Annotated in this window: 16 protein-coding genes; 7 read left to right on the top strand and 9 right to left on the bottom strand. The window is 65.2% G+C overall.

The window, feature by feature from the left end; translation table 11 throughout:
- The first annotated feature begins 94 nt into the window (after positions 1–94).
- The 6 genes from LB545_RS05830 (at position 95) to LB545_RS05805 (ending at position 8,927) form a co-directional block, all read left to right on the top strand.
- Positions 95–415 (top strand): hypothetical protein, encoded by a 321-nt coding sequence (locus LB545_RS05830; protein ID WP_140496176.1) that lies wholly within the window; start codon positions 95–97, stop codon positions 413–415.
- A 68-nt stretch (positions 416–483) separates the two neighbouring features.
- Positions 484–1,785 (top strand): MFS transporter, encoded by a 1,302-nt coding sequence (locus LB545_RS05825; protein ID WP_140566293.1) that lies wholly within the window; start codon positions 484–486, stop codon positions 1,783–1,785.
- 20 nt (positions 1,786–1,805) lie between these two features.
- Positions 1,806–4,256 carry a nitrite reductase large subunit NirB gene (gene nirB, locus LB545_RS05820; RefSeq protein ID WP_140676025.1) on the top strand — a complete coding sequence of 817 codons (2,451 nt, stop codon included), beginning with the start codon at positions 1,806–1,808 and terminating at the stop codon, positions 4,254–4,256.
- A 208-nt stretch (positions 4,257–4,464) separates the two neighbouring features.
- A complete protein-coding gene (gene nirD, locus LB545_RS05815; RefSeq protein ID WP_140496179.1) occupies positions 4,465–4,794 on the top strand; it encodes a nitrite reductase small subunit NirD in 330 nt (109 codons plus the stop codon).
- Between the two features lie 3 nt (positions 4,795–4,797).
- Complete coding sequence (locus LB545_RS05810; protein WP_224704629.1) at positions 4,798–7,689, top strand: nitrate reductase; 2,892 nt, start codon at positions 4,798–4,800, stop codon at positions 7,687–7,689.
- Between the two features lie 383 nt (positions 7,690–8,072).
- On the top strand, positions 8,073–8,927 hold the full coding sequence (locus LB545_RS05805; protein ID WP_224704627.1) for a hypothetical protein: 855 nt from the start codon (positions 8,073–8,075) through the stop codon (positions 8,925–8,927).
- Positions 8,928–9,115: 188 nt separating this feature from the next.
- On the opposite strand, the gene LB545_RS05800 is transcribed toward LB545_RS05805, so the two are convergent.
- From LB545_RS05800 to LB545_RS05765, 8 genes are all read right to left on the bottom strand, one after another.
- The gene (locus LB545_RS05800) at positions 9,116–10,630 is read right to left on the bottom strand and encodes an aldehyde dehydrogenase family protein (RefSeq protein WP_140671476.1); all 1,515 of its coding nucleotides are present in this window, start codon (positions 10,628–10,630) and stop codon (positions 9,116–9,118) included.
- 171 nt (positions 10,631–10,801) lie between these two features.
- A complete protein-coding gene (locus LB545_RS05795) occupies positions 10,802–12,064 on the bottom strand; it encodes an RNA polymerase sigma factor (protein WP_140556641.1) in 1,263 nt (420 codons plus the stop codon).
- Positions 12,061–12,435, bottom strand: coding sequence for a YciI family protein (locus tag LB545_RS05790; RefSeq protein ID WP_140496184.1), 375 nt, complete (start codon positions 12,433–12,435; stop codon positions 12,061–12,063). The genes LB545_RS05795 and LB545_RS05790 overlap by 4 nt, the downstream gene beginning before the upstream one ends.
- Before the next feature lie 84 nt (positions 12,436–12,519).
- A complete protein-coding gene (locus LB545_RS05785) occupies positions 12,520–13,623 on the bottom strand; it encodes a DNA topoisomerase IB (RefSeq protein ID WP_140522299.1) in 1,104 nt (367 codons plus the stop codon).
- A gap of 129 nt (positions 13,624–13,752) precedes the next feature.
- Positions 13,753–14,637: a transglutaminase N-terminal domain-containing protein gene (locus LB545_RS05780; protein WP_140522300.1), complete on the bottom strand. Its 885-nt coding sequence runs from the start codon at positions 14,635–14,637 to the stop codon at positions 13,753–13,755.
- Between the two features lie 14 nt (positions 14,638–14,651).
- A complete protein-coding gene (locus LB545_RS05775) occupies positions 14,652–17,063 on the bottom strand; it encodes a circularly permuted type 2 ATP-grasp protein (protein ID WP_140556638.1) in 2,412 nt (803 codons plus the stop codon).
- Positions 17,064–17,069: 6 nt separating this feature from the next.
- Positions 17,070–20,429, bottom strand: a complete 3,360-nt coding sequence (locus LB545_RS05770; RefSeq protein WP_224704625.1) for a DUF2126 domain-containing protein — start codon at positions 20,427–20,429, stop codon at positions 17,070–17,072.
- A gap of 104 nt (positions 20,430–20,533) precedes the next feature.
- Positions 20,534–21,730 carry an acyl-CoA dehydrogenase gene (locus tag LB545_RS05765; RefSeq protein ID WP_140556637.1) on the bottom strand — a complete coding sequence of 399 codons (1,197 nt, stop codon included), beginning with the start codon at positions 21,728–21,730 and terminating at the stop codon, positions 20,534–20,536.
- A gap of 104 nt (positions 21,731–21,834) precedes the next feature.
- On the opposite strand from LB545_RS05765, the gene LB545_RS05760 reads away from it, so the two are divergent.
- A complete protein-coding gene (locus LB545_RS05760; RefSeq protein WP_140556635.1) occupies positions 21,835–22,746 on the top strand; it encodes a LysR family transcriptional regulator in 912 nt (303 codons plus the stop codon).
- Here LB545_RS05760 and LB545_RS05755 read toward each other — a convergent pair whose 3' ends face one another.
- A complete protein-coding gene (locus LB545_RS05755) occupies positions 22,747–25,068 on the bottom strand; it encodes a Tex family protein (protein WP_140671496.1) in 2,322 nt (773 codons plus the stop codon).
- Positions 25,069–25,094 lie beyond the last annotated feature (26 nt).

Raw genomic sequence — 25,094 nt, 5'->3', positions numbered from 1 at the left:
CTGAATTCATTCGAAATTCCTTTCTAAGGCGAGACTGGCACGGTTCCTGCATTGAAATAACCAGACCCTTAGTGGGTCACGGAACAGGCGTCCAATGGCGGGCGCCCACAGGCAAAGCTGCCGCTCAGGTCAAGACGCGATCCGGATTCCCGGACGCGAAGACCTGGCCGGCGGCTTTTTTGTTTGGCCGAACACGCAATCGACGGTGCTGGTCCCAGGCAGCGCCCAACCGGAGACGACGATGACGAAACGGATCGGAACTGGAACAACCCTCAAGGATTTCACGCGCCGCGATTTTGTCGCCAGCAGCGCGCTGGCGGCGGCGCTGTTCGTCGCAGCGAAGATGCTGTTCCCGGTTGGCGCCGTGGCCGAGGGCAAAGGTGCCCAAGTGAACGCGCCAAGCTCGCCGCGCTGATGCCGCGCCGCTGACCATCGATCAAGAAAACACGCGCGGTGCTTCTCCATCGCAAACCGGAGCCTGACATGACCGCAATCCTCCCAGCCGCGCCCAGCCAGGACAATGCCCCCCGGCAGGCGCTCCTGATGTCCACCATCGCGTTCACAGTCTGCTTTGCGGTGTGGACGATCTTTTCCATCATCGGCGTGCGCATAAAGCAGGAACTTGGGCTGAACGAGACGGAGTTCGGCCTGCTCGTCGGCACGCCGATCCTCACCGGCTCCCTCGTGCGCATGGTGCTCGGCGTCTGGACCGACCGCTATGGCGGACGGCTGGTTTACACCGCCACCATGCTCGCTGCGGCGGTAGCGACCTTCCTGCTCGGTTTTGCGCACACTTACGGACAGATGCTGATCGCTGCACTCGGCGTCGGGCTTGCCGGCGGCTCCTTCGCCGTTGGCGTCGCCTATGTCTCGCGCTTCTTCCCGGCGGGCAGGCAGGGCACGGCGCTCGGCATCTTCGGTGTCGGCAATGTCGGCGCCGCTGTCACCAAATTCCTGGCGCCTTTCGTGCTTCTCGCCTGGGGCTGGCAATCGGTCGCGCTGATCTGGGCGGCAGCACTCGTCATCATGGCCGCCATCTTCTGGTTCACGACCGGCGACGATCCCGTGATTCGCGAGCGCCGCGCCGGCAAGACCACGCCTGCGAGGAGCTTCTGGCAGGAATTCGCGCCGCTGAAGAACCCGCAGGTCTGGCGCTTCGCCTTCTATTACTTCTTCTCCTTCGGTGCGTTCGTGGCGCTGTCGCTGTGGCTGCCGCGCTACCTGATCGGCGTTTACGGCTTCGGGCTGGCGACCGCCGGCATGATCGGCGCGGCTTATTCGATTCCCGCGAGCATCTTCCGCGCCTATGGCGGAGTGCTTTCCGACCGCGTCGGCGCTCGTACCGTACTCTACTGGACCTTCTCCGTTTGTGCCGTCGCGACCTTGGTGCTGTCTCTCCCCTCGGCAGACTATGTGGTGCGCGGCATCAGCGGGCCGATCGCCTTCCATTTCGAGATCGGCCCGCTCGCCTTCATCGCCGTCGCCTGCGTGCTCGGCTTCTTCATGAGCCTCGGCAAGGCCGCCGTCTACAAACATATCCCGGCTTACTATCCGCAGAGCGTCGGGGCCGTTGGCGGCGTCGTGGGCATGATCGGCGGCCTTGGCGGCTTCATCCTGCCGATCGCCTTTGGCGCGCTGAACGATCTCACCGGCGTCTGGTCGAGTTGCTTCATGCTGCTCTTCGTCCTCGTCGTCGCCTGCTTTGCCTGGATGCATGTCAGCGTCAGGCGGATGGGGCGGGCCGCATCAACCAAGGCGTCGACCCTTTCCTATGCTGCAGAGTGACACCGGAGCGGATTAGGAACATGACCCAAAAACTCGTCATCATCGGCAACGGCATGGCCCCCGGGCGCATGCTGGAGCACCTGCTGGAACAGGCGCCGGACCGCTACAGCGTCACCATCTTCAACGCCGAACCGCGCGTCAATTACGACCGCATCATGCTGTCGCCGGTCCTCTCGGGCGAGAAGGCCTACGAAGAAATCATCATCCATGGCGACGGCTGGTACATCGCCAACAACATCACCCTCTACAAGGGCCATAAGATCGTCGCCATCGACCGCGCAGCGAAGACCGTCACGTCGGACCACGGCGTCACCGAACCCTACGATAAGCTTGTCATCGCCACCGGCTCGGTGCCGTTCATCATCCCGGTGCCCGGCCACAACCTGCCCGGCGTTCTCACCTATCGCGACCTCGACGACGTCCAGGCGATGATGCTCGCGGCCCAGTCGCGCGCCAAGGCTGTGGTCATCGGCGGCGGACTGCTCGGACTGGAAGCAGCAGCGGGCCTCAACGCGCAAGGCATGGACGTCACCGTGCTGCATGTCATGCCGACGCTGATGGAGCGCCAGCTCGATCCGGCGGCAGGCTATCTGTTACAGCGCGCCGTCGAGCAGCGCGGGATCAAGGTTGTCACCAAGGCCAATACAAACGCGATCACGGGCAACGGCAAGGTCGAGCAGGTCGAACTCGTCGACGGCACCGTCATCCCCGCGACGCTGGTGGTGATGGCCGTCGGTATCCGGCCGAACGCAGCGCTGGCGAAGGAGGCGGGCATCGCCGTCAACAGAGGCATCGTCGTCGATGCCGGCATGCGCAGCAACGACCCGGACATCTACGCGCTCGGCGAATGCGCCGAGGTCAACGGCCAGATCTATGGGCTGGTCGCCCCCCTATACGAGATGGCCCGCGTCGCCGCCCGCCAGCTCGCCGGCGACGAGGCGGCCGGTTTTGTCCACATGGACACGCCGACCAAGCTCAAGGTCACCGGCATCGACCTGTTCTCGCTCGGCGACTTCGCAGAGGGCGAGGACCGCCAGGAGATCGTGCTGCGCGACGCGGCGGCCGGCGTCTACAAGCGCCTCGTGCTCAAGGACGACCGCATCATCGGCACCGTGCTCTACGGCGAGACCGCGGACGGCGCCTGGTTCAACGACCTCAAGAAGAAGCAAACAGACATATCGCAAATGCGCGATACGTTGATCTTCGGCCAGTCCTACCAGGGGGGTGCCCCACTGGACCCTATGGCGGCCGTTGCAGCCTTGCCGGATGATGCGGAAATCTGCGGCTGCAACGGCGTCTGCAAGGGCAAGATCACGGGCGCGATCGCGGCCAAGGGGCTGACTTCGCTCGACGACGTGCGCGCGCACACCAAGGCGTCGGCCTCCTGCGGCTCCTGCACCGGGCTGGTCGAAAAACTGATGGTGCTGACCATCGGCGACAAGTACAACCCGGCCGCCGTACAGCCCATGTGCTCCTGCACGACGCTCGGCCATGACGAGGTGCGCCGGCTGATCAAGGCCAAGGCGCTGAAGACCATTCCCGCGATCATGCAGGAACTGGAATGGAAAACCTCCTGCGGCTGCGCCAAATGCCGGCCGGCACTCAACTATTATCTCGTCTGCGACTGGCCGGACGAATACGCGGACGACTACCAGTCACGCGTCATCAACGAGCGCGTCCACGCCAACATCCAGAAGGACGGCACCTATTCGGTGGTGCCGCGCATGTGGGGCGGCGTCACCAATGCCGCCGAACTGCGCGCCATCGCCGATGTCGTCGATAAGTTCGATATCCCGATGGTCAAGGTCACCGGCGGCCAGCGCATCGACATGCTGGGCATCCGCAAGGAAGACCTGCCAGCGGTGTGGGCCGACCTCGGCCAGGCCGGCTTCGTCTCCGGCCACGCCTATGCCAAGGGTCTGCGCACGGTGAAGACCTGCGTCGGTTCCGACTGGTGCCGCTTCGGCACGCAGGATTCCACCGGTCTCGGCATCCGCATCGAGAAATTCATGTGGGGCTCGTGGACGCCGGCCAAGGTCAAGATGGCGGTTTCGGGTTGTCCGAGGAACTGCGCCGAGGCGACCTGCAAAGACGTCGGCGTCATCTGCGTCGACAGTGGCTACGAGATCCACTTCGCGGGTGCGGCAGGCCTCGACATCAAGGGCACCGAAGTGCTTGGCCTGGTCAAGACCGAGGACGAAGCGCTGGAGCATATCGTGGCGCTGACGCAGATGTACCGCGAGCAGGCCCGCTATCTCGAACGCATCTACAAATGGGCCAAGCGCGTCGGCATCGCCGAGATCAAGCGCCAGATCATGGACGATGGCGACAAGCGCAAGGCCTTCTACGACCGCTTCGTCTTTTCCCAGAAATTCGCCCAGGTCGATCCGTGGTCGGAACGCGTGTCAGGCAAGGACAAGCACGAGTTCCGGCCGATGGCCTCGGTCGGGTTCGCGGAGGCGGCGGAGTGATGGAGATGTTCGCGCGAGCCACCCTCTGTCCCGCCGGCCATCTCCCCCTCAAGGGGGGAGATTGGATGCCACAACGGCCTTTGCCAATCGCCAACTTCGCAGAACGGACGCCATCAGCAAAACTACCGATCTCCCCCCTTGAGGGGGAGATGTCCGGCAGGACAGAGGGGGGCGCCTGGGCGCATTCGTATCAAATAAAGGCGACCCAATGACCTGGACACCGATCGGCTCCCTGTCCGACATCCCCCGCCGGGGCGCGCGCTGTGTTGCCACGCCGCAGGGCAAGATCGCTATCTTCCGCACCGCCGAGGACCAGGTCTTCGCCATCGACGATCATTGCCCGCACAGAGGCGGGCCGCTGAGCCAGGGCATCGTGCATGGCGCGGCGGTCACCTGCCCCCTGCACAGTTGGGTCATCTCGCTGGAGACCGGCAAGGCGCTCGGCGCCGACGAGGGCGCGGTGCGCACCATTCCGGTGAAGATCGAGGGCGAGCGTTTGTTCATCGCGCTCGAAGCGCTGGCAAGCCGCGCGGCCTGACCCATGCAGATTGGCGAAGCACGCGAGGTGAGGACCACTTGCCCCTATTGCGGGGTAGGCTGCGGCGTGCTGGCGAAGGTCGCCGCGGACGGGCAGGTGTCGGTCCGCGGCGACCCCGATCATCCCGCGAATTTCGGCCGGCTCTGCTCCAAGGGCTCTGCTCTTGCCGAGACCATAGGTCTTGACGGCAGGCTGCTCCATCCTGAGATCCACGGCCGCCGCGCCTCCTGGGACGAGGCACTCGATCTTGTCGCGTCGACCTTCTCGCAAACCATTGCCGAACATGGGCCGGATGCGGTCGCCTTATATGTCTCCGGCCAGTTGCTGACCGAGGACTATTATCTCGCCAACAAATTGATGAAGGGGTTCATCGGCTCGGCCAATATCGACACCAATTCGCGCCTCTGCATGGCCTCCTCGGTCGCCGGCCATCGCCGCGCCTTCGGCTCCGACACGGTGCCCGGAACCTACGAGGATCTGGAGCTTGCCGATCTCATCGTGCTGGTCGGCTCGAATCTCGCCTGGTGCCATCCCGTGCTCTACCAGCGCATAGCTGCCGCGCGTGAGAAGCGCCCGGAAATGAAGATCGTCCTGGTCGACCCCCGCCGCACCATGACATCCGATATCGCCGACATGCACCTGGCGATCGCACCGGATGGCGACGTCGCCCTGTTCACCGGCCTGCTCGCCTGGCTCGGCCAGCACAATGCGCTCGACCGCGCCTACATCACCGCTCACACGACCGGCTTCGGACAAGCCCTTTTCGCCGCCTCGGCACTCGACCTTGCCGGCATCGCTGCCGCCACGGGCCTGAGCGAGGACGAGCTCGCCCGCTTCTACGGCCTGTTCGCCGCGACCGCCAAGACCGTCACGGTCTATAGCCAAGGCGTCAACCAGTCGTCGTCCGGCACCGACAAGGTCAACGCCATCACCAACTGCCACCTCGCCACCGGTCGCATCGGCAGGCCCGGCGCCGGGCCGTTCTCGGTCACCGGCCAGCCCAACGCCATGGGCGGACGCGAGGTCGGCGGCATGGCCAACATGCTGGCCGCGCATATGGAGATTGAAAATTCGGGGCATCGCGAACGCGTGAAGCGCTTCTGGAATGCACCTGACATCGCGCAAAAGCCCGGCCTGAAAGCGGTCGACATGTTCCGGGCGGTCGCCGACGGGCGGATCAAGGCGCTGTGGATCCTCGCCACCAATCCTGTCGATTCGATGCCCGATGCCGACGCCGTCGAAGCAGCGATCAAGGCCTGCCCGTTTGTGGTGGTGTCGGACGTGCAGGCCGACACAGACACGGTGCGCCATGCCCATGTCCGGCTGCCGGCCACCGCCTGGGGCGAGAAGGACGGCACCGTTACCAATTCCGAGCGCCGCATCTCGCGCCAGCGCCCGTTCCTGGCCGCGCCCGGCGAGGCGCGGCCAGATTGGTGGATCATTGCGGAAGTGGCGCGGCGGATGGGGTTTGGCGAGGCGTTTTCCTATGACGCGCCGGCCGGGATATTCGCCGAGCACGCGGCGCTGTCGGGCTTCGAGAATGATGGCGCGCGCGATTTCGATATTGGTTGGTATGCCGGTGTCGATGAGAAAGCTTACGAAGCGCTTGCGCCATTCCAATGGCCGGCGCCGAGCCCAGGCGCCCCCCTCTGGCCTGCCGGCCATCTCCCCCTCAAGGGGGGAGATTGGATGCCACGACGGCCTTCGCCAATCGCCGATACCGCAGGACGAGCGCCGTCGACAAAACTGCCGATCTCCCCCCTAGAGGGGGAGATGTCCGGCAGGACAGAGGGGGGCGCCTGGGCTCGACATCTCTCGGAGGGGAACGTTCAAGCTGAGCCCCAACCGGAGAACGATAAAGCAGGGCCACCGAACACCCGCTTCTTCGCCGACGGCAATTTCTACACGCCCGACCGCAAGGCGCGCTTCATCGCCGTCCGCCCTGTCACGGAAACCCGCACGGACGAGAAATTCCCCCTCATCCTCAACACCGGCCGTGTCCGCGACCATTGGCACACCATGACACGCACCGGCAAAAGCCCGCGTCTGTCGCAGCACATCGCCGAACCCTTCGTCGAGATTCATCCCGACGACGCCGCGCGATACGGCATCGGCGACGCCGACATCGCGCGCGTTTCCAGCCCGCGCGGCGCCGTGCTCGTGCGCGCGCTGATCACGTCCCGCCAGCGCCGGGGCAGCATCTTCGCGCCGATGCACTGGACGGACCAGTTCACCGCCAAGGGCCGGCTCGACACGCTCACCGCGCCACTCACCGACCCAGTTTCCGGCCAGCCGGCACTGAAGCACGTCGCGGTGCACATCGAGAAATTCGCCGCGATGGCGTTCGGCTTCGCCGTGACCCGACAAAGGCCCGAAGCGATCGCCGGCGACTATTGGGCCGTGGCCCGCTGCAGGGATGGCTGGCGGGTCGAGCTCGCCTTTGCAGACGACAAAATCGACTGGACGACTTTTGCCCAATCCCTGTTCGGCGCCTCGACCGATGCCGAAATACTCGCCTATCACGACCGCGATGCCGGCCAGCATCGCATCGCCGCCTTCGATGGCGTACAGCTCGCGGGCGCCCTGTTCGTCGCTCCCGGCCCGGTCGCCGTGTCGCGCGGATGGGCAACGCAGCAGCTCGAAGAGGCCCATGCCAGCCAACGCGAGCGCTTCCGCATCGTCGCCGGCCGCGCCGGCGCCGAACGGCCCGATGCCGGCGCGACCGTCTGCTCCTGTTTCAACGTCGGGATCAACCAGATCACGGCGGCGGTGGCTTCCGGCTGCACGAACGTGGAAGCCATCGGCGCCGCGCTGAAGGCAGGCACCAATTGCGGCTCCTGCCGCTCTGAGATCCGCGCCATCATCCAGGCACATCGCGTTCAGGCGGCCGAGTAGGCGGCAGAACCCGCCATCGGCGGCCTCCCGATGCGTATGCGCCGGCGGACCCCGCGTCAGCCCATCATGGCCGGGCGGCAGGACGACACCCGGGGCGTAGCTGCGGTTGTCCAGATCGCTAAGCGCGCCGTACTTGCCGCCGTGTGGGTTGCCGCCGACGTCTCGCCGCCATCATTGGCTACAGAACTGGACTTTAGTCCGAGCTGTCTCATCTGGACACAAAAGCGCAAGGCTGAAAATGTCTTAATGCATGTCGCCCAAAAGTAACCTCGGTTTTTGGGAGGACGACATGCACGAAAAAAGCCAAAAGCGCGTCGCATGAATCCGCTTCGACGCGACCCGCTCTTGGAGCGCAGTAAGCTTGGCCAACCAGAAGGAGGCGGATGCTGGACATCGAGGACATAGCCGCTCATCCGGATCTGCACCGCCACGTCCAGAAGCAGTCGTTGGCGCTGATCCACATCTACGAAGCCAGCCCGCGGCTTGCTTCCATATTCGCCACGCAGCAGCGCTGGCTGATGGGCCATGTCGGCCTTGCCATGCATTTCAGGCGCGACCCGGGCGACCGTCGCACCGCGTTGACGGTGTCGCGCTTCATCGAGTTCGTGCATCAGCACAAGGTCGCCAGCCGCAACACCGCCGACGCTTTCATCAAGGAGATGCTGAATTACCGCATCGCCGAATACGTCGCGGGCGGAGACGGGCGCACCCACCCGTTGCAGCCGACAGCGGACACGGTGCGGACATTCACCGGATGGGTGCACGCACATCTACGGACCCTTGACCGACTCGACGGCGCGGACCGGCTGGCGAGATACCTGGAGCGGCCCGATATGCTCGCCGCCCTGCAGCCCCTCGTGGCCGACGGCCTGCTTTCGTCCAAACCGGTGCGCGAACCCAACCAGACCTTTTCCCTGTTCATCTGGCTCAACAATGGCGGCATCGTCATGGATCGGCTCATGTCCGGCATCGACCCCGACCATGCCGGCCTAGATCGGATTCCGACCAGCGTGGTCTCGGTGGCGGAATTCGCCAGTTGGCTCAAACTGTCGCGCACCCACCTCGCCCGAAAACTACGCGATGCCGAGGCGCTCGGCAGCATCGGCTGGCTGGGCCAGCGCGGCAATTCCGTGATGTGGGTCTCGCACCGCTTCTTTCAGGAATACATGACCGTCCAGGCCGCCAAGCTGGCCATCGTGGATGCCGCCTTCGCAGCATGCTTTTCCACCGACCACTGAGAGACTCGCCGCTGCCCAGGCTATGAAGGCGGTCCGTGCCGCTGTGTATCCTTTGAAACAAAAAAACCGCCTCGGCGGCGGGACGTCAGCACCATACGAAGAATGACAGCATAACTGCCCTCAGCAGTGAACCTCAGGCCGCAGAACGGCCCGGGTGCGCAAGGTCACCCGAGCCGGAACCCGCAATGTCACTCGATGTCGAAGGAGACACCCTGGGCGAGCGGCAGCGCCTTGGAATAGTTCACCGTGTTGGTGGCGCGGCGCATATAGGCTTTCCACGCATCGGAGCCGCTCTCGCGGCCGCCGCCGGTTTCCTTTTCACCACCGAAGGCTCCGCCGATCTCGGCGCCCGACGTGCCGATATTGACATTGGCGATGCCGCAGTCCGAGCCGTCGACGCCGAGAAAGCGCTCGGACTCCTGCAGGTCGCGGGTGAAGATCGACGACGACAGCCCCGCTCCCACCGCATTGTGCTCGTCAAGCACGGCGTCGAAATCGGAATACTTCATCACATAGAGGATCGGCGCGAACGTCTCTTCGGTCACCGGCGACACTTGGCTGGGCATTTCGACTAGCGCCGGATGCACGTAGTAGGCGTCCGGATGGCCATTCTCGACCCGCGTGCCGCCGGTCACCTTGCCGCCGTGGGCGGACGCTTCCTGCAGCGCCTTCTGCATGGCTTCGTAGGCTGCCTTGTCGATCAGCGGCCCAACGAGGGCCGACGTCTCCAGCGGATTGCCGACAGAGACGCTCTGATAGGCCTTCTTCAGCCGCGGTACCAAGGCGTCGTAGATGCTGTCATGCACGAACAGGCGCCTCAGCGTCGTGCAGCGCTGGCCCGCCGTGCCCATCGCGCCAAAGGCAATCGCGCGCAACGCCATGTCGAGATCGGCGGTCGGGCAGACGATGCCGGCATTGTTGCCGCCGAGCTCCAGCACCGCGCGTGCAAAGCGCTTGGCCAGGCGCGGGCCGACGTCGCGGCCCATGCGGGTCGAGCCGGTGGCGGAGACCAGCGGCACCTTGGGATGATCGACCAGAATCTCGCCGACGGCGCGGTCGCCGATCAGCACCGACGCGAGCCCTTCCGGCGCATCAGTGCCGAAGCGCTTGACGGCGCGCTTGAAGATCGCCTCGCAGGCCAGCGCCGTCAGCGGCGTTTTTTCGGAAGGCTTCCATACCACCGCATCGCCGCAGACCAGCGCCAGCGCCGCATTCCACGACCACACCGCGACCGGGAAGTTGAAGGCGGAGATGACGCCGACCACGCCGAGCGGATGCCAGGTTTCCATCATGCGATGTCCCGGACGCTCGGTGGCGATGGTCAGCCCGTACAATTGCCTGGAAAGACCGACGGCGAAGTCGCAGATGTCGATCATCTCCTGCACTTCGCCGAGCCCTTCCGAGGGGATCTTGCCGACCTCGATCGACACCAGCCGGCCAAGTTCGGCCTTGTGCGCGCGCAATTCCTCGCCGAGCAGCCGCACCAGCTCGCCGCGCTTCGGGCCCGGTACCAGCCGCCAGGCCTGGAACGCCTTGTGCGCGGCATCGATGGTCCTGGCCGCATCGGCCTGTGAGATCGTGCTCAATGCCGCGATCTGCTCGCCCGTCACCGGGCTGCGCACGATCAGGTCGCCGCCGGCAAGCACCTCCTTGGCAACACCCAGTTTCGCCAGCAGCTCGGCGGTTTCCTTCGCTATCGTCATGTCTGTCCCTTTCAGATCCCGCCATTCATGTGGCGTGGTCAAAGCATTGCGCCGTGCGTTCCCTATGCGATGAGGCGCAGGGTGGCGCTGTCTTGGCGTGCCAATAGCGGTTTCAGGAAAAAATCGCCACCCCGGCATGGTCCAAGCCCGGGCCAGACCATTGAACCAGCGTCAGCTTGCGGTGCGCGCTGCGCTGTCCTTCATCAGCCGGTCGATATGCATGCGTATATGGGCCGCTTCCGCCGCCGTGTTGGCAAGCGCGATGGCGCGGTCGAAGGCCACCCGCGCCTCCTCGCCCCGGTCGAGCTGCATCAAAAGCCCGCCCTTGAGGCCGAAGAAATGAAAATAGCCGGAAAGCCTCTGCTCCAGCGGCTCGATCATGGCGAGCGCGGCCTCCGGGCCACGCACCTTGGAGGCCGCGACCGCACGGTTGAGGGTGACGACGGGCGACGGCTGCATCTGTTCGAGCAGGCCGTAGAGCAGGTCGATCTCCACCCAGTCCGTGTCCTCGGCCTTCGCGGCCCGCGCATGCAGCGCGGCAATCGCCGCCTGCACCTGGTAAGGGCCGGGCTTGCGGTGGCGCAGTGCCTTGTCGACCAGCGCCAGCCCCTCGTCGATCATCTTGCGGCTCCACAGGCTGCGGTCCTGATCCTCGAGCAGCACGATCTCGCCGTCCGCATCGAAACGAGCCGGTGCGCGCGCATGCTGGAGCAGCAGCAGCGCCGTCAGCCCCATGATCTCCGGCTCGGTCTGGAACAGCCTGAGCAGCAGCCGGGCCAGCCGGATCGCCTCTTCGCACAGCGGCGCGCGGGCCGGCGCCTCGCCGCTGTTGGTCGAATAGCCCTCGTTGAAGATCAGGTAGACCATGGCCGCGACCGCGGCGAGCCGCTCCGAGCGCTCCACCGCGCCCGGCGTCTCGAACGGCACGCCTGCGTCGGCGATACGTGCCTTGGCGCGGGTGATGCGCTGCTCCATGGCGCTTTCGCCGACCAGGAAGGCGCGCGCGATCTGCTTGACCGTAAGGCCGGAGACGATGCGCAGCGCCACCGCGATCTGCTGCGTTGCCGGCAGGTCGGGATGGCAGCAGATGAATAGCAGCCGCAATATGTCGTCGCGGTAGTGCGCGCCATCGAGCCGCTCGGCGATGTCGCTCTCTGCGTCCTCGAGATCAGATATCTGGTCCTCTTCCGGCATCGGCGCCTGCTTGGCGCGCTTGCGCACCGCGTCGATGCCGCTGTTGCGTCCGACGAAGATCAGCCAGGCCGCCGGATCGCGCGGCGGACCGTTCTGCGGCCAGTTCTTCAGCGCCCTGAGGCAAGCGTCCTGGAAAGCTTCCTCCGCCGTATCGAGGTCGCGGAAATAGCGCAGCAGCGCACCCATCGCCTGCGGGCGAGCGGCGCTGATCGCTGAGCTGATCCAGGCAAGTTCGGTCATACGGCGACCCTAGTGGGATTGAAGATGGATACCGGCCGGATTTCGTAGGAGCCGCCGCTCGGATTGACCTCGGAAAGTTCGCGCGCGAACTCCACCGCCTCGTCGAGATCGGCGCATTCGAGCGTGTAGAAGCCGAGGAACTGTTCCTTGGTCTCGGCGAACGGCCCGTCGATGACGATCGATTCGCCCTTGACCTTCCTCAGCGTCGTCGCCGCCGTCGTCGGCAAAAGCCGCGCCACCGGGCCAAGCCGGCCGGCGTCCGCGTATTTCTGCTGGACATCGAGGATGTTGGCCATGACCTTGTCATCCTGCTCCTTGCTCCAGGAGCAGACGACGTCTTCGGAAGCATAGCACAAGATCGCGTAGAGCATGGTTTGTCCCCTTCTGTGTCAAAGGACGAAACACTAGGACCGATCCCGACACGGCGTCGATAAAAAAATCGAGGCGCCGTGGATTCAGCGGCCGGTGGTTGCCGCGGGTCCGCTTTCGTGCGTCTTCAGCCATCGCAGCACGAGCGCTTCCTCGTCATCGAGACCGTCTATCGACCGTTTGCGCTTGTTGGCTTCCGCCATTTCGGCAAGCAGCCGTCCCTGCAGCCATGCTTCGAAGACTTGCGGATGGATATAGCATTGGCGGCAGACGGCGCGCGTGTTGCCCAGCCGCTCGGCGACCCTGTCGATGACGCTGTTCATCGCCCGTTTCTGCTGTGCCTGGCTGTCGGGCAGCACCGTTTGCGCGAACAGCGACGCGGCGTGAATGGTGCCGCCCCATGTACGGAAATGTTTCGAGCTGAATGCATCGCCGATGGCCTCGCGGATGTAGCGGTTGACGTCCTCGGAGCGCACCGGGTGTCTGTTGCCGTCCTCATCGAGATACTGGAACAGCTTTTGGCCCGGCAGGTCCTGCGCGCCCCGCACGATTCGCGCGATGCGGCGATCGACCAGCTTCAATTTCCATTCCTTGCCCGATTTGCCCTTGAAGGCGAACCGCAGGCTCGATCCCTTGATGTCGACATGGCGGTCCCGCAGCGTCGTCAGGCCGAAGCTCTTGTTGTCGCGGGCGTAAGCGGCGTTGCCGACTCGGATCATGGTGTTGTCGAGCAGCCAGACGATCGCGGCGACGACGCGTTCGAGCGGCAGGCCATGGCGGCGCAGGTCGCTGTCGATCCTGCGCCGAAGCTCCGGCAGGCTTTCGGCGAAAGCGACAAGGCTCGAATATTTGGCGCTGTCGCGTTCCTCGGCCCAACGCGGATGGTAGCGATATTGCTTGCGCCCGCGCTGATCCCTGCCGGTTGCCTGGATATGGCCGTCCGCCTCGGGCGAGATCCACACATCCGTCCAGGCCGGCGGGATAACGATCGCCTCGATGCGCGCTCGGGTGGCATCCGAGACCGGCCTTCCGTCAGGTCCCCTGTAGGAAAATCCCTTGCCCGCTTTCAGTCGGCGGATACCGGGCTCGGTATCGCTGACATAGATCAGTGCGGCATCCTCGGCAGAGATCTGAGCGCCGTTCTTTGGTGCGGCCTCGCCGTCGATAGTCAATCCGGATTTCTGCAGCATGCTGGCCCCACGGAAACACCCGTAGATAAGCCTCTGGGCCGAGCACTGGTTCCATTCCTGTCCGAAAAGTCGGCGGCCACCCACGTCGGGCGGAACCCTGCAAGGCGCTTTGCGCAAGCAGGCCTGACGTCAGGTCTTCTCCAGCACCACCGGAATAACGTCGACGGCTTGCTCTCCGACCTGTCCGCCGGTGGTCTTGAGAACGCCGACGATCGGCGCGACATCCGAATAGTCACGGCCATAGCCGACGGTGATGTGATCGTTGGAGGCCCGCATGCCGTTGGTCGGGTCGAACTCCTGCCAGCCGGCATCGCGCCCGCACCACACCTTGACCCATGCATGCATGGCGTCGGCGCCCTCCAGCCTGGCCTTGCCCTTGGGCGGAATGGTGCGCAGGAAGCCGCTGACATAGCCGGCCGGTATGCCAAGCCCGCGCAGGCCGGCGATCATGATATGCGAGAAATCCTGGCACACCCCGCGCTTCAGCCGGAATGCGTCGCCAGCCAGGGTCCGCACGGTTGTCGCCTCGCCATCATAGGTGAAATCGCGGTGGATGCGATTGCAGAGGTTCATCGCCGTACCGGCGGCCGAGCCGCCGACGCTATCGCGCGCATAGGCGGTGATCGCCGCATCGATGCCGGCGTGACCGCTGGCGGCCAGGAAATGGTGCGGTGTATCCGGCGCCAGGGAGCGCATGGCGGCGAGCTCCTGACGCAGCCGGCTAAGATCGGGCGACACGTCGAGCCCGAGTTCCGGTCGCGACACCGCCACGCGCGCGCTCATCCTGATGTCGAGCGCGTCATGCGCGTCGCGGAAGGCGATCGAGGTGACGTTGTTGCCGAAGAAATCGGAAAAATCCGAGCGTTCGTTTGGCGCCGGCGCGAAGGATAGCGACGCTGCGACGACGCGCTGCACGCCGTCGATGGTCGGCGGCAACACGCGCACCTGGTGACGGCCGCCGCCGGCGACGGCGGCGTAGTCATAGTGAAGGTGAAGCCTGATGTCGTAGAGCATGCCGGAGCGCCGCCTTATCCGAAATAGGCCTTGGCTAGGCTGCTGTAGAGCCCGCCTATCTCGCCGGCGAGATCGTTCAGCGCCTTCACCGTCATGTCCGCTGGCTCCTTGATGGCGATGGCTGTGTTGAGCTGCAGGATTTCCTTGGCAGCAGGCGACATGTGCCCCTCGCCACCGATCGCCGGCAGCAGTCCGATCTCGGCCTTCAGCCGTTCGAGCTGGAACAGGATGGAACGCGGGTTGAGCGGATCGAGCGCAAGAAGGTCGATCACCGTGCGGCGGCCGGCTTGCACAGGGTACTGCCGCCGGTGCGTCATGACGCTGTCGCCGATCTCCAGCATCATGTCGAGCGCGCCGTCCGGCGCCTTGTCACTGGTCAGCCGGGCGAGCGTGCTGGCGATCTGTATGCCGCGCTCCAGCCGCCGGCCGATCTCCAGGAAGCGCCAGCCCGCGAAGCGGTACATGTTCTCGTGCAGCAGGCCGGAAAAACCGGCGAGCTTGCGCAGGATGACGGTCATCGCCCGCGTCGCGTCATCCCCCGGCGCCACCGTCGTCGCGAACTGATGGATGGTCTTCGACAAGTCCTTGAGCGCCAGCCAGCCGTCCGGCGAGAAACGGTCGCGGATCTGGCCGGCGCTGTAGACCGCGCTGTCCAGCGTGCCGATCAGCCCCGATGGGATCGCTGTTTCGACATCGATGCCGAGCGGTTCGAGATGATCCCTGATGTCGGCCAGCAGCGGCATATCCGGATCGGAAGTTTCGGCGAGCCGCACATGATAGGCGCGCAGGATGCGCACCGTGTCTTCCGAGCGTTCGATGTAGCGGCCGAGCCAGGTCAGGTTTTCCGCTGCGCGGCTGGGCAGGCTGCCCGGCCTGGTGCGGCTGAAGCTGTCACCCTCTTGTGGCAGCAGCGTCTCGCGCTCCACCGGCCGGTCGCTGACTACCCATACGTCGGCCGCCTGGCCGCCGCGCTGCATGGCGATCGCCGTCGGATCGAGCGACAGGCCGACGCGGGCGAACCCGCCCGGCATCACCGTCCAGCCCTCGGGCGTGCGCGCCAGGTAGACACGCAGGCTCGCCGGCCGCGGCTCCAGCCATCCGCCCACATAGACGGGCGTCGTCGAAAGCGTCACCGCTTCCTGGCCGACGAAAGCGTCGCCGTCGCGCTCGATGCGCGCCACCAGGTCGGCCCGCTCCCCGGCCGACAGCGCCGCGCCGAGCTTGGTCTGGTCGTCGTCCTCGAAGGCCAGCCTCGTCGACAGCGCCGGCCCAATCACCATGCGGTCGATATTGGCGAGCACATGCGCTCGGTCGGATGCCTGACCGCACCACCATGTCGCGACGGTGGGCAGCTCGAGTTCCTCGCCCCGCAATTCGCGCGCGATCTTGGGCAGGAAGGCAAGCAGCGCGCGCGTTTCCATCAGGCCCGAGCCGAGCGCATTGACGGTGGACACGCTGCCTTGCCGGATCGCCTCGATCAGGCCCGGCGTACCGATCTGCGACTCCGAGCGCAGTTCCAACGGATCGGCGAACGCCGCGTCCAGCCGCCGCCACAGCACGCTGATCGGCATCAGCCCGGAAACTGTGCGCACCATCAGCCGGCCCCCGGAAACGGTCAGGTCCTCGCCTTCGAGCAGCATGATGCCGAGATAGCGGGCGATATAGGCGTGTTCGTAATAGGTTTCGTTGAGCGGTCCAGGCGTCAGAATGGCGACGCGGCCGTCGGCTTCCCTGGCCATGCCGATCAGCGCGTCGCGGAAACGCCGGAAGAAGCCGGCAAGCCGGTGCACATGCATCTCGCCATAGATGTCCGACAGCGCGCGTGTGGTGGCGACGCGGTTCTCCAGCGCGAAACCGGCGCCGGATGGTGCCTGAGTGCGGTCGCCCAGCACCCACCAGCGGCCGTCCGGCCCGCGGCCGAGTTCGAAGGCGCAGAAATGCAGGAAATGGCCGTCGGCCGGCCTGGTGCCGACCACCGGCCGCAAATATTCGGGGCTTGCCGCGATCAGACCGGCCGGCAGGATGCCCTTTTCGACCAGCCGGTTCGGCCCGTATATATCGGCGATGATCTCCTCGAACAGCTCGGCGCGCTGCACCAGGCCGGCGCTGATCACTGCCCACTCGGCGTCCTCGATGAGCACCGGGACATGCGCCAGCGGCCATTCGCGCTCGTTGGCGCCGGCCTTGTCGTAGACGCGGTAATAGACGCCGGCGTCGCGCAGATACTGGTCGGCACGGGCAAAACGCTGGGCGAGTTCTTCGGCGCCGAGATCGTCGAGCGCCTCGATGAAATGCTTCCAGGCCGGACGGGGATTGCCCGAAGCGTCGACCATCTCGTCGACGACGCCGTCGATCGGCTGGTAGTGCTCCAGCAGGCGATGGATCTGCGCCTTGCCGCGTACCCGCTTGTGATTCCCCTTTGCCATGTCAGATCAGAATCTTGGTGGACGCCGAAGGTCAAGCGTCATGGGGAAATCTTCCGTGGGTTGTTCCTCGCGCAACACATAGGCCGACGGCGTGTGGCCGCGCGCCTCGAAGCGGGCGAGCCGGCGCGCTTCCGCCTCGTTGCCGTTGACCGGAAAAGTGTCGTAGCTGCGCCCGCCCGGATGCGCGACATGATAGACGCAGCCGCCAACCGCCCGACCCGACCAACGGTCGTAGATATCGAACACCAGCGGCGTATTGACCGGCAGTGCCGGATGCAGGCCCGAAGCGGGCTGCCACGCCTTGAAGCGCACGCCCGCCACCGCGACCTCCCTGTTGTCGGTAACCTTCATCGGCACGATGCGGCCGTTGCAGACGACGGCATGGCGCTCCGGATTGAGCCCTTCGGTCTTGACCTGCAACCTTTCGACCGAGGAATCGACGAAGCGCACGGTGCCGCCGATGGCCCCCTGCTCGCCCATGACATGCCACGGCTCCAGGGCCTGCCGCAGTTCCAGCTTGACGCCCGCATATTGGACCTCGCCGCAGAAGGGAAAGCGGAACTCGAGCTGCGCGTCGAACCATTCGGGGCGGAACGTGAAACCGTTGAGCTTGAGGTCGTCGAGAACGCCGAGAAAATCCGCCCAGACATGATGCGGCAGCATGAAGCGGTCGTGCAGCGACGTGCCCCAGCGCACGAAACGGCCGTCGAGCGGGTTCTTCCAGGCACGGGCGATGATCGCCCTGACCAGCAGTTGCTGCGCCAGGCTCATGCGCGCATTGGGCGGCATCTCGAAGCCGCGGAATTCCACCAGGCCCAGCCGTCCGGTCGGTCCATCAGGCGAAAACAGCTTGTCGATGCAGATTTCCGAGCGATGCGTGTTCCCTGTGACGTCGGTCAAAAGGTTGCGGAACAGCCGGTCGACCAGCCATGGCAAAGGCAGGCTGCCCTGGTCCGGACGCGGCACCTGCGCCATGGCGATTTCAAGCTCGTAGAGCGAATCGTGGCGCGCCTCGTCGAAGCGCGGCGCCTGGCTGGTCGGGCCGATGAACAGGCCGGAGAAGAGATAAGACAGCGAGGGATGCCGCTGCCATTGCAGCACCAGGCTCTTCAAAAGATCGGGGCGGCGCAGAAACGGGCTGTCATTGGGGGTCGCGCCGCCGACCACAACATGGTTGCCGCCGCCGGTGCCGGTGTGGCGGCCGTCGATCATGAATTTATCCGCGCCAAGCCGCGTTTGCCGCGCCTCCTCGTAGATCGCCGTGGTCGTCGCCACGCAGTCCTGCCAGTTGGCAGCCGGGTGGATGTTGACCTCGATGACGCCAGGGTCCGGCGCGACGCGGATGACGTTGAGGCGCGGATCATGCGGCGGGCCGTAGCCCTCGATGTGCACTGGCAACCTGATCGCCTTGGCCGCGTTCTCGGCTGCTGCCACCAGCTCAAGATAATCTTCCAGCGCCTCGACCGGCGGCATGAACACGCAGAGCCGTCCCTCGCGCGGCTCGACCGAAAGCGCGGTACGCACCGCGCCGCCGATCTCGGTGATCTCCTGCTCGACCCGGTCCTGCTGGGCGGTCGCGGCCGTGAACGATGCCGCCTGCTGGCGGCGTGCCATTTCATCGGCGCCCTGAGGATCGGCCGGAGCCGCCATGGGCAAGATCGCCTCCCGCACGGGCAGCGCACCGCGCGGCTGCGACGGATCGACCGGAACGATATAGGGAAACTGCTCCGGCGGCACGTGAGGCAGCGTGCCGAGCGGCAGGCGGTAGCCGACCGGTGAATCGCCCGGCACCAGGAACAGCCGCCCGCGCCGCGTCGTCCATTTTTCCGAGCGCCAGCGCTGGCCCGACGCCTGGCTGTTCCAGCGCTGCACCGGCAGCACATAGCCCGACGGCTTGGTTAGCCCGCGTTCGAACACCGTCGCCATGCGGCTGCGCTCTTCGGGATCCTCCAGCTTCGAATTGGACGGATCGACATTCTCCGGCAGCTTGCCTTCCTTGAGCAGCCACTCGGCCGGATCCTCATAGGCTTCGCTGACCATGGACGTTTCGATGCCGAGCTCGCCGGCGATCGCGGTCAGCAGGCTCTCGGCCTGCTTCGGACCGATATCGGCTTCGCTTTTCTCCCGCGCGATCAGCGACGGGTCGCTCCACACCGGCTGGCCGTCGGTGCGCCAGTAGAGCGAAAAGGTCCAGCGCGGTAAGCTTTCGCCGGGGTACCATTTGCCTTGGCCATAATGGAGGAAGCCGCCAGGCGCGAAGCGCTCGCGCAGCCTCCGGATCAGCGCATCGGCCTTTTCGCGTTTTGTCGGGCCGACGGCGGCGGTGTTCCACTCGGCGGACTCGAAATCGTCGATCGACACGAAGGTCGGCTCGCCGCCCATGGTCAGCCGTACATCCCCGTCCGCCAGCGCCGCATCGACCTTGTTGCCGAGCGCATCAAGCGCATGCCAGCTTTCATCCGAGAACGGCTTGGTGATGCGCGGATGCTCCGCGATGCGGTCGACCCGCATGTCGAAGCCGAACTCGACATTGGCAAAGCTCGCCATGCCGGAAATGGGCGCTGCATTGCGAAAATGCGGGGTGGCGGCAAGCGGTACATGGCTCTCGCCCGTAAGCAGGCCCGAAGTCGGGTCGAAACCGATCCAGCCAGCGCCGGGAAGATAGACCTCGCACCAGGCGTGCAGGTCAGTGAAATCCACTGATGTACCGGCCGGCCCATCGAGCGCGACGAGGTCGGGCTTGAGCTGGATCAGATAGCCCGAGACAAAGCGCGCGGCGATGCCTAGATTGCGCAGGATCTGCACCAGCAGCCAGCTCGAATCGCGGCACGACCCTTTGGCGGCCGCCAGCGTTTCCTCCGGCGAGAACACGCCGGTCTCCATACGCACGATATAGGCGATTTCGCGCTGCAGCCGGGCATTGAGGTCGACGAGAAAATTGACCGTGTTTTTCGGGCTGGTATCGATGGTTTTCAGGAACGCCGACAGCAGCGGGCCTGCCGGTTCCGGTGTGCGATAGATGGCGAGGTCGTTGCGTGTCTCTTCCGGATACTCGAACGGGAAATTTTCCGCCGTCTCCTCGACGAAGAAATCGAACGGGTTGTAGACCGTCATGTCGGCGACGAGGTCGACCTCGATCTTGAGTTCGCTCACCGGGTCGGGAAAGACGAAACGGGCGAGGAAATTGCCGTAGGGGTCCTGCTGGAGATTGACGAAGTGGTTCGCCGGCTCGACCTTCAACGAATGGCTGAGCACTTTGGTGCGCGAATGTGGCGCCGGCTGGAGCCTGATCACCTGGGGACCAAGAACCACCGGCCGGTCGTATTTGTAATGGGTCAGGTGATAGACGGCGGCCAGAATTGCCATGGAGCCCCGGAAGATCGGCGTTTAGCTGGCCGAACCCTGACACATCTGGCCGTCATTCTCCAAGCGGATGTTGCGCTGCACCTAACTTAAACGGCTACCGAACCTCAGAAAAACGCTTGGATCCCCGTCTGCGCCCGTCCCAGGATCAGCGCGTGCACGTCATGCGTGCCCTCATAGGTGTTGACCGTCTCCAGATTCTGCGCATGGCGCATCACGTGATAGCCGATCTGGATGCCGTTGCCGCCATGCATGTCGCGCGCCTGGCGGGCGATGTCGAGCGCCTTGCCGCAATTGTTGCGCTTGACGATCGAGATCATCTCCGGCGCCATCTTGCCTTCGTCGAGCAGCCGCCCGACGCGCAACGAGGCCTGCAGCCCGAGCGCGATCTCGGTCTGCATGTCGGCGAGCTTCTTCTGGTAGAGCTGCGTGCTGGCCAGCGGCTTGCCGAACTGCTTGCGGTCGAGGCCATACTGGCGCGCGCGATGCCAGCAATCTTCGGCCGCGCCCATCGAGCCCCAGGAAATGCCGTAGCGAGCCCGGTTGAGGCAGCCGAACGGCCCCTTCAGCCCCGACACGTTGGGCAGCAGAGCATCCTCGCCGACCTCGACGCCTTCCATAACCACCTCGCCGGTGATCGACGCCCGCAGCGACAGCTTGCCGCCGATCTTCGGCGCCGAAAGCCCCTTCATGCCCTTTTCCAGGATGAAGCCACGGATCTCATCCTTGCCGTTCTCGCCCTTCAGCTTCGCCCAGACGACGAACACGTCGGCGACGGGCGCATTGGAGATCCACATCTTGGAGCCCGTAAGCTTGTAACCATTGGCGGTCTTCTCGGCGCGCGTCTTCATGCCGCCGGGGTCGGAGCCGGCATCCGGTTCGGTCAGGCCGAAACAGCCTATCCACTCGCCGCTGGCGAGCTTGGGTAGATACTTCCTGCGCTGTTCGTCCGAGCCATAGGCATAAATGGGATACATCACCAGCGACGACTGCACCGACATCATCGAACGATAGCCGGAATCGACGCGCTCCACTTCGCGGGCGACCAGGCCGTAGGTGACATAGTTGGCGCCGAGGCCGCCGAATTCTTCCGGAATGTTGATGCCGAGCAGGCCGGCCTCGCCCATCTCGCGAAAAATCGCCGTGTCGAAGGTTTCGTTGAGATAGGCCTCCTCGATGCGCGGCGCGAGCTTGTCGGCGGCGAAGGCCGCCGCCCCGTCCCGCACCATGCGCTCGTCTTCCGAAAGCTGGTCCTCGATCAGGAACGGGTCTTCCCAGACGAATGCATTCTTGTCGGCAGCCATGGCGTCTCGATCCTTAAAAACGGGTGAAGCCCGGCTTATCGGCCCACGGCCTGAAAAAATCAAACGAAATTGCTTCACCGATCAATGAGCGTTAGGAATAGATCATGAGCGTCCAACGTCGTCTTTTGCCTAACATCAACGCGCTTGCCGCCTTCGAAGCGGTGGCCCGGCTTGGCAGTTTCACCGCTGCAGCCCAGGAGCTGGATTTAACCCAGGGCGCCGTCAGTCGGCAGATCAGGCTGATCGAGGATCAGTTTGGCCGCCGGCTGTTCGAGCGCGACAGCCGCAATGTCCGGCTGTCGGCGGCGGGCGAAACCTACGCCGAAGTGGTCCGTTCGGCACTTGGGCAATTGCGCGACGCAGCGCTTGGATTGATGAGTAATCGGCATAGCGGCATCCTGAACCTCGCAATCCTGCCGACCTTCGGCACGCGCTGGCTGATGCCGATGATCCCAGACTTCGTCGACAACAATCCCGACATCACCATCAACTTCGTCACCCGCGTCGGCCGCTTCGACTTCGCCAGAGAGCGGCTGGACGCCGCCATCCATTATGGCCTGCCGGACTGGCCCGAGGCAGACTCGACGCTGCTGGTGCGGGAGGTGGTGGCCCCGGTGGTGTCGCCCGAATTTCTCGCCGAGCGCTCCATCGCCACGCCGGCCGACATCGGCCGTCTGCCGCTGCTGCACATGGCGACGCGGCCTGGCGCCTGGACAGAATGGTTTGAGCATCAGGGCCTGAGCGCGCCGACCGGACCGGGTATGCAGTTCGAACAGTTCGGCACCGCCGCCCAGGCCTGCATGGCGGGTCTGGGCGTGGCTCTGCTGCCGCAAATCCTCATCTTAGGCGAGTTGCAGCGCGGCCAGCTGGTGCCCGCGCCCGGCCAGCCTATGCACAGCCGCAGCGCCTATTATCTAGTCGTCCCGCACGACAAGCGCGGCCATCCGCCGGTCGCGAGTTTTCGAGATTGGCTGACGAGCCAGGTTGAAAAGGACCCGGCTGTTCTGGCGTGGTAGCTATTTCCGTTTCAGCGCATCCGCCAACGCCGCGCCGAACGCACCTTGCTGCGCCGGTCGCTCCGGCTGGCGCTGCGGCGCTGGCGAGCGTGGCGCCGGCCTGCCGCCGCCATTGTCGCGCGGGCCGCGCGATGCGCCGCCCTCGCCACCATCCCTGCGCATGGAAAGCGCGATCCGCTTGCGCTTGATGTCGACGTCGACGACCCGCACCTTGACCACGTCGCCGGCCTTGACCACCTCATGCGCGTCCTTGATGAAACGGTCGGCCAGTTGCGAAACGTGCACCAGCCCGTCCTGGTGGACGCCGATGTCGACGAAGGCGCCGAAGGCGGCGACATTGGTGACGGTGCCTTCCAGCAGCATGCCGGGCTTCAGATCCTTGATGTCATCGATGCCATCGGCGAAGGTTGCCGTCTTGAAGCCGGGGCGCGGATCGCGGCCGGGCTTTTCCAGTTCGGTCAAAATGTCGCGCACCGTCGGCAGGCCGAACCGCTCGTCGACGAAAACGCGCGGATCGAGCGCCTTCAGCGCCGCACTGTCGCCCATCAGCGAACGCACATCGCGCCCGCAGGCGGCGACGATCTTTTTGGCCACGCCGTAGGCTTCCGGATGCACGGCCGAGGCGTCGAGCGGCTCGGAGCCGTTCGGGATGCGCAGGAAGCCGGCGCATTGCTCGAACGCACGCGGCCCGAGGCGGGAGACCTTGAGCAAATCCTTGCGGCTGGCGAACGGGCCGGTGGCATCGCGATGCGCGACGATGGCGTCTGCGAGCGACGCCCCGAGCCCTGAAACCCGCGCCAGAAGCGGCGCCGAAGCCGTGTTGAGATCGACGCCAACCGCGTTGACGGCGTCCTCGACCACCGCCTCCAGCGAGCGGCCAAGCCGGTACTGGTCGACATCGTGCTGATACTGGCCGACGCCGATCGATTTCGGCTCGATCTTGACCAGTTCGGCCAGCGGATCCTGCAAGCGGCGCGCGATCGACACCGCACCGCGCAATGATACGTCGAGACCGGGGAATTCCGCCGCCGCCGTCGCCGAAGCCGAATAGACCGAAGCGCCGGCCTCGCTGACGATCACCTTGAGCGGCTTCGGCCCGCCGTCGGAAGGCATGTCGGACAGCATGTCGGCCACCAGCTTCTCGGTTTCGCGGCTGCCGGTGCCATTGCCGATCGAGATCAGCTCGACCTTGTGCAGGCGAACGAGCTTGGCGAGCTCCGCCTGCGTGCCACGCACATCGTTCCTGGGCGGGAACGGATAGACCGTTGTCGTCGCCACCAGCTTGCCGGTGCCGTCGACCACCGCGACCTTGACGCCGGTGCGGATGCCAGGGTCGAGCCCCATCGTCGGCCGCGATCCGGCGGGGGCGGCGAGCAGCAGATCCTTCAAATTGCGGGCGAAGACGTGGATCGCCTCTTCCTCGGCCCGTTCGCGCAGGTCGCGCATCAGATCGAGCGTCAGGTGCAGGGATAGTTTTATGCGCCAGGTCCAGCCTGCGACCTCCATCAGCCAGCGATCGCCCGGCAGGCTGCCGCCGATGGCGTAGGCATTGGCGATCATCCGCTCTACCGGCTTCACCGGCGAAGAGTCGTCGGCATCGACCTCGATGTCGAGCGACAGCACCTCCTCGTTGCGGCCGCGCAGCATCGCCAGCGCGCGGTGGCTCGGCACGGTGGCCCAGCGCTCGACATGGTCGAAATAATCGGAGAATTTCGCACCCGCCTCCTGCTTGCCGTCGACCACCCTGGCGCGCATGAAGGCGCGTTCCTTCATGTAGCTTCGCAGCTTGCCGACCAGGTCGGCATTCTCGGCGAACTGCTCCGACACTATGTCGCGCGCACCCTCAAGTGCCGCCTTGGCGTCGGCCACGTCCTCGGTCAGATAGGCCAGTGCGAGTTCCGCCGGCACCAGCGAGCGGTCGGCCAGGATGGCTTCCGCCAGCGGCCCCAGCCCACGCTCCCGGGCGATCTCCGCCCTGGTGCGGCGCTTGGGCTTGTAGGGCAGGTAGATGTCTTCGAGCTCGGCCTTGGTGACGGCGGAGGCGAGCTTGGATTCAAGCTCGTCGGTCAGCTTGCCTTGCTCCCGGATCGAGCCAAGGATGGTGTCACGCCGCGCGTCGAGCTCACGCAGATAGGCAAGACGCTCCGACAGCAGGCGCAATTGCGTGTCGTCGAGCCCGCCCGTCACCTCCTTGCGGTAGCGCGCCACGAACGGCACGGTCGCGCCTTCGTCGAGCAGCCCGATGGCAGCGGCGGCCTGTTCGGGCCGCGCTGTGATCTCGGTCGCGATAATGGCTGCGATGCGCTTGATGTCGGATGCCATGCCGTTCCTGCTCTTCTCGAAAAGAG

It is taken from the genome of Mesorhizobium sp. BR1-1-6 (assembly GCF_020165355.1).
Classification (GTDB): domain Bacteria; phylum Pseudomonadota; class Alphaproteobacteria; order Rhizobiales; family Rhizobiaceae; genus Mesorhizobium.
This window is presented reverse-complemented; position numbering and strand designations above follow the sequence as displayed.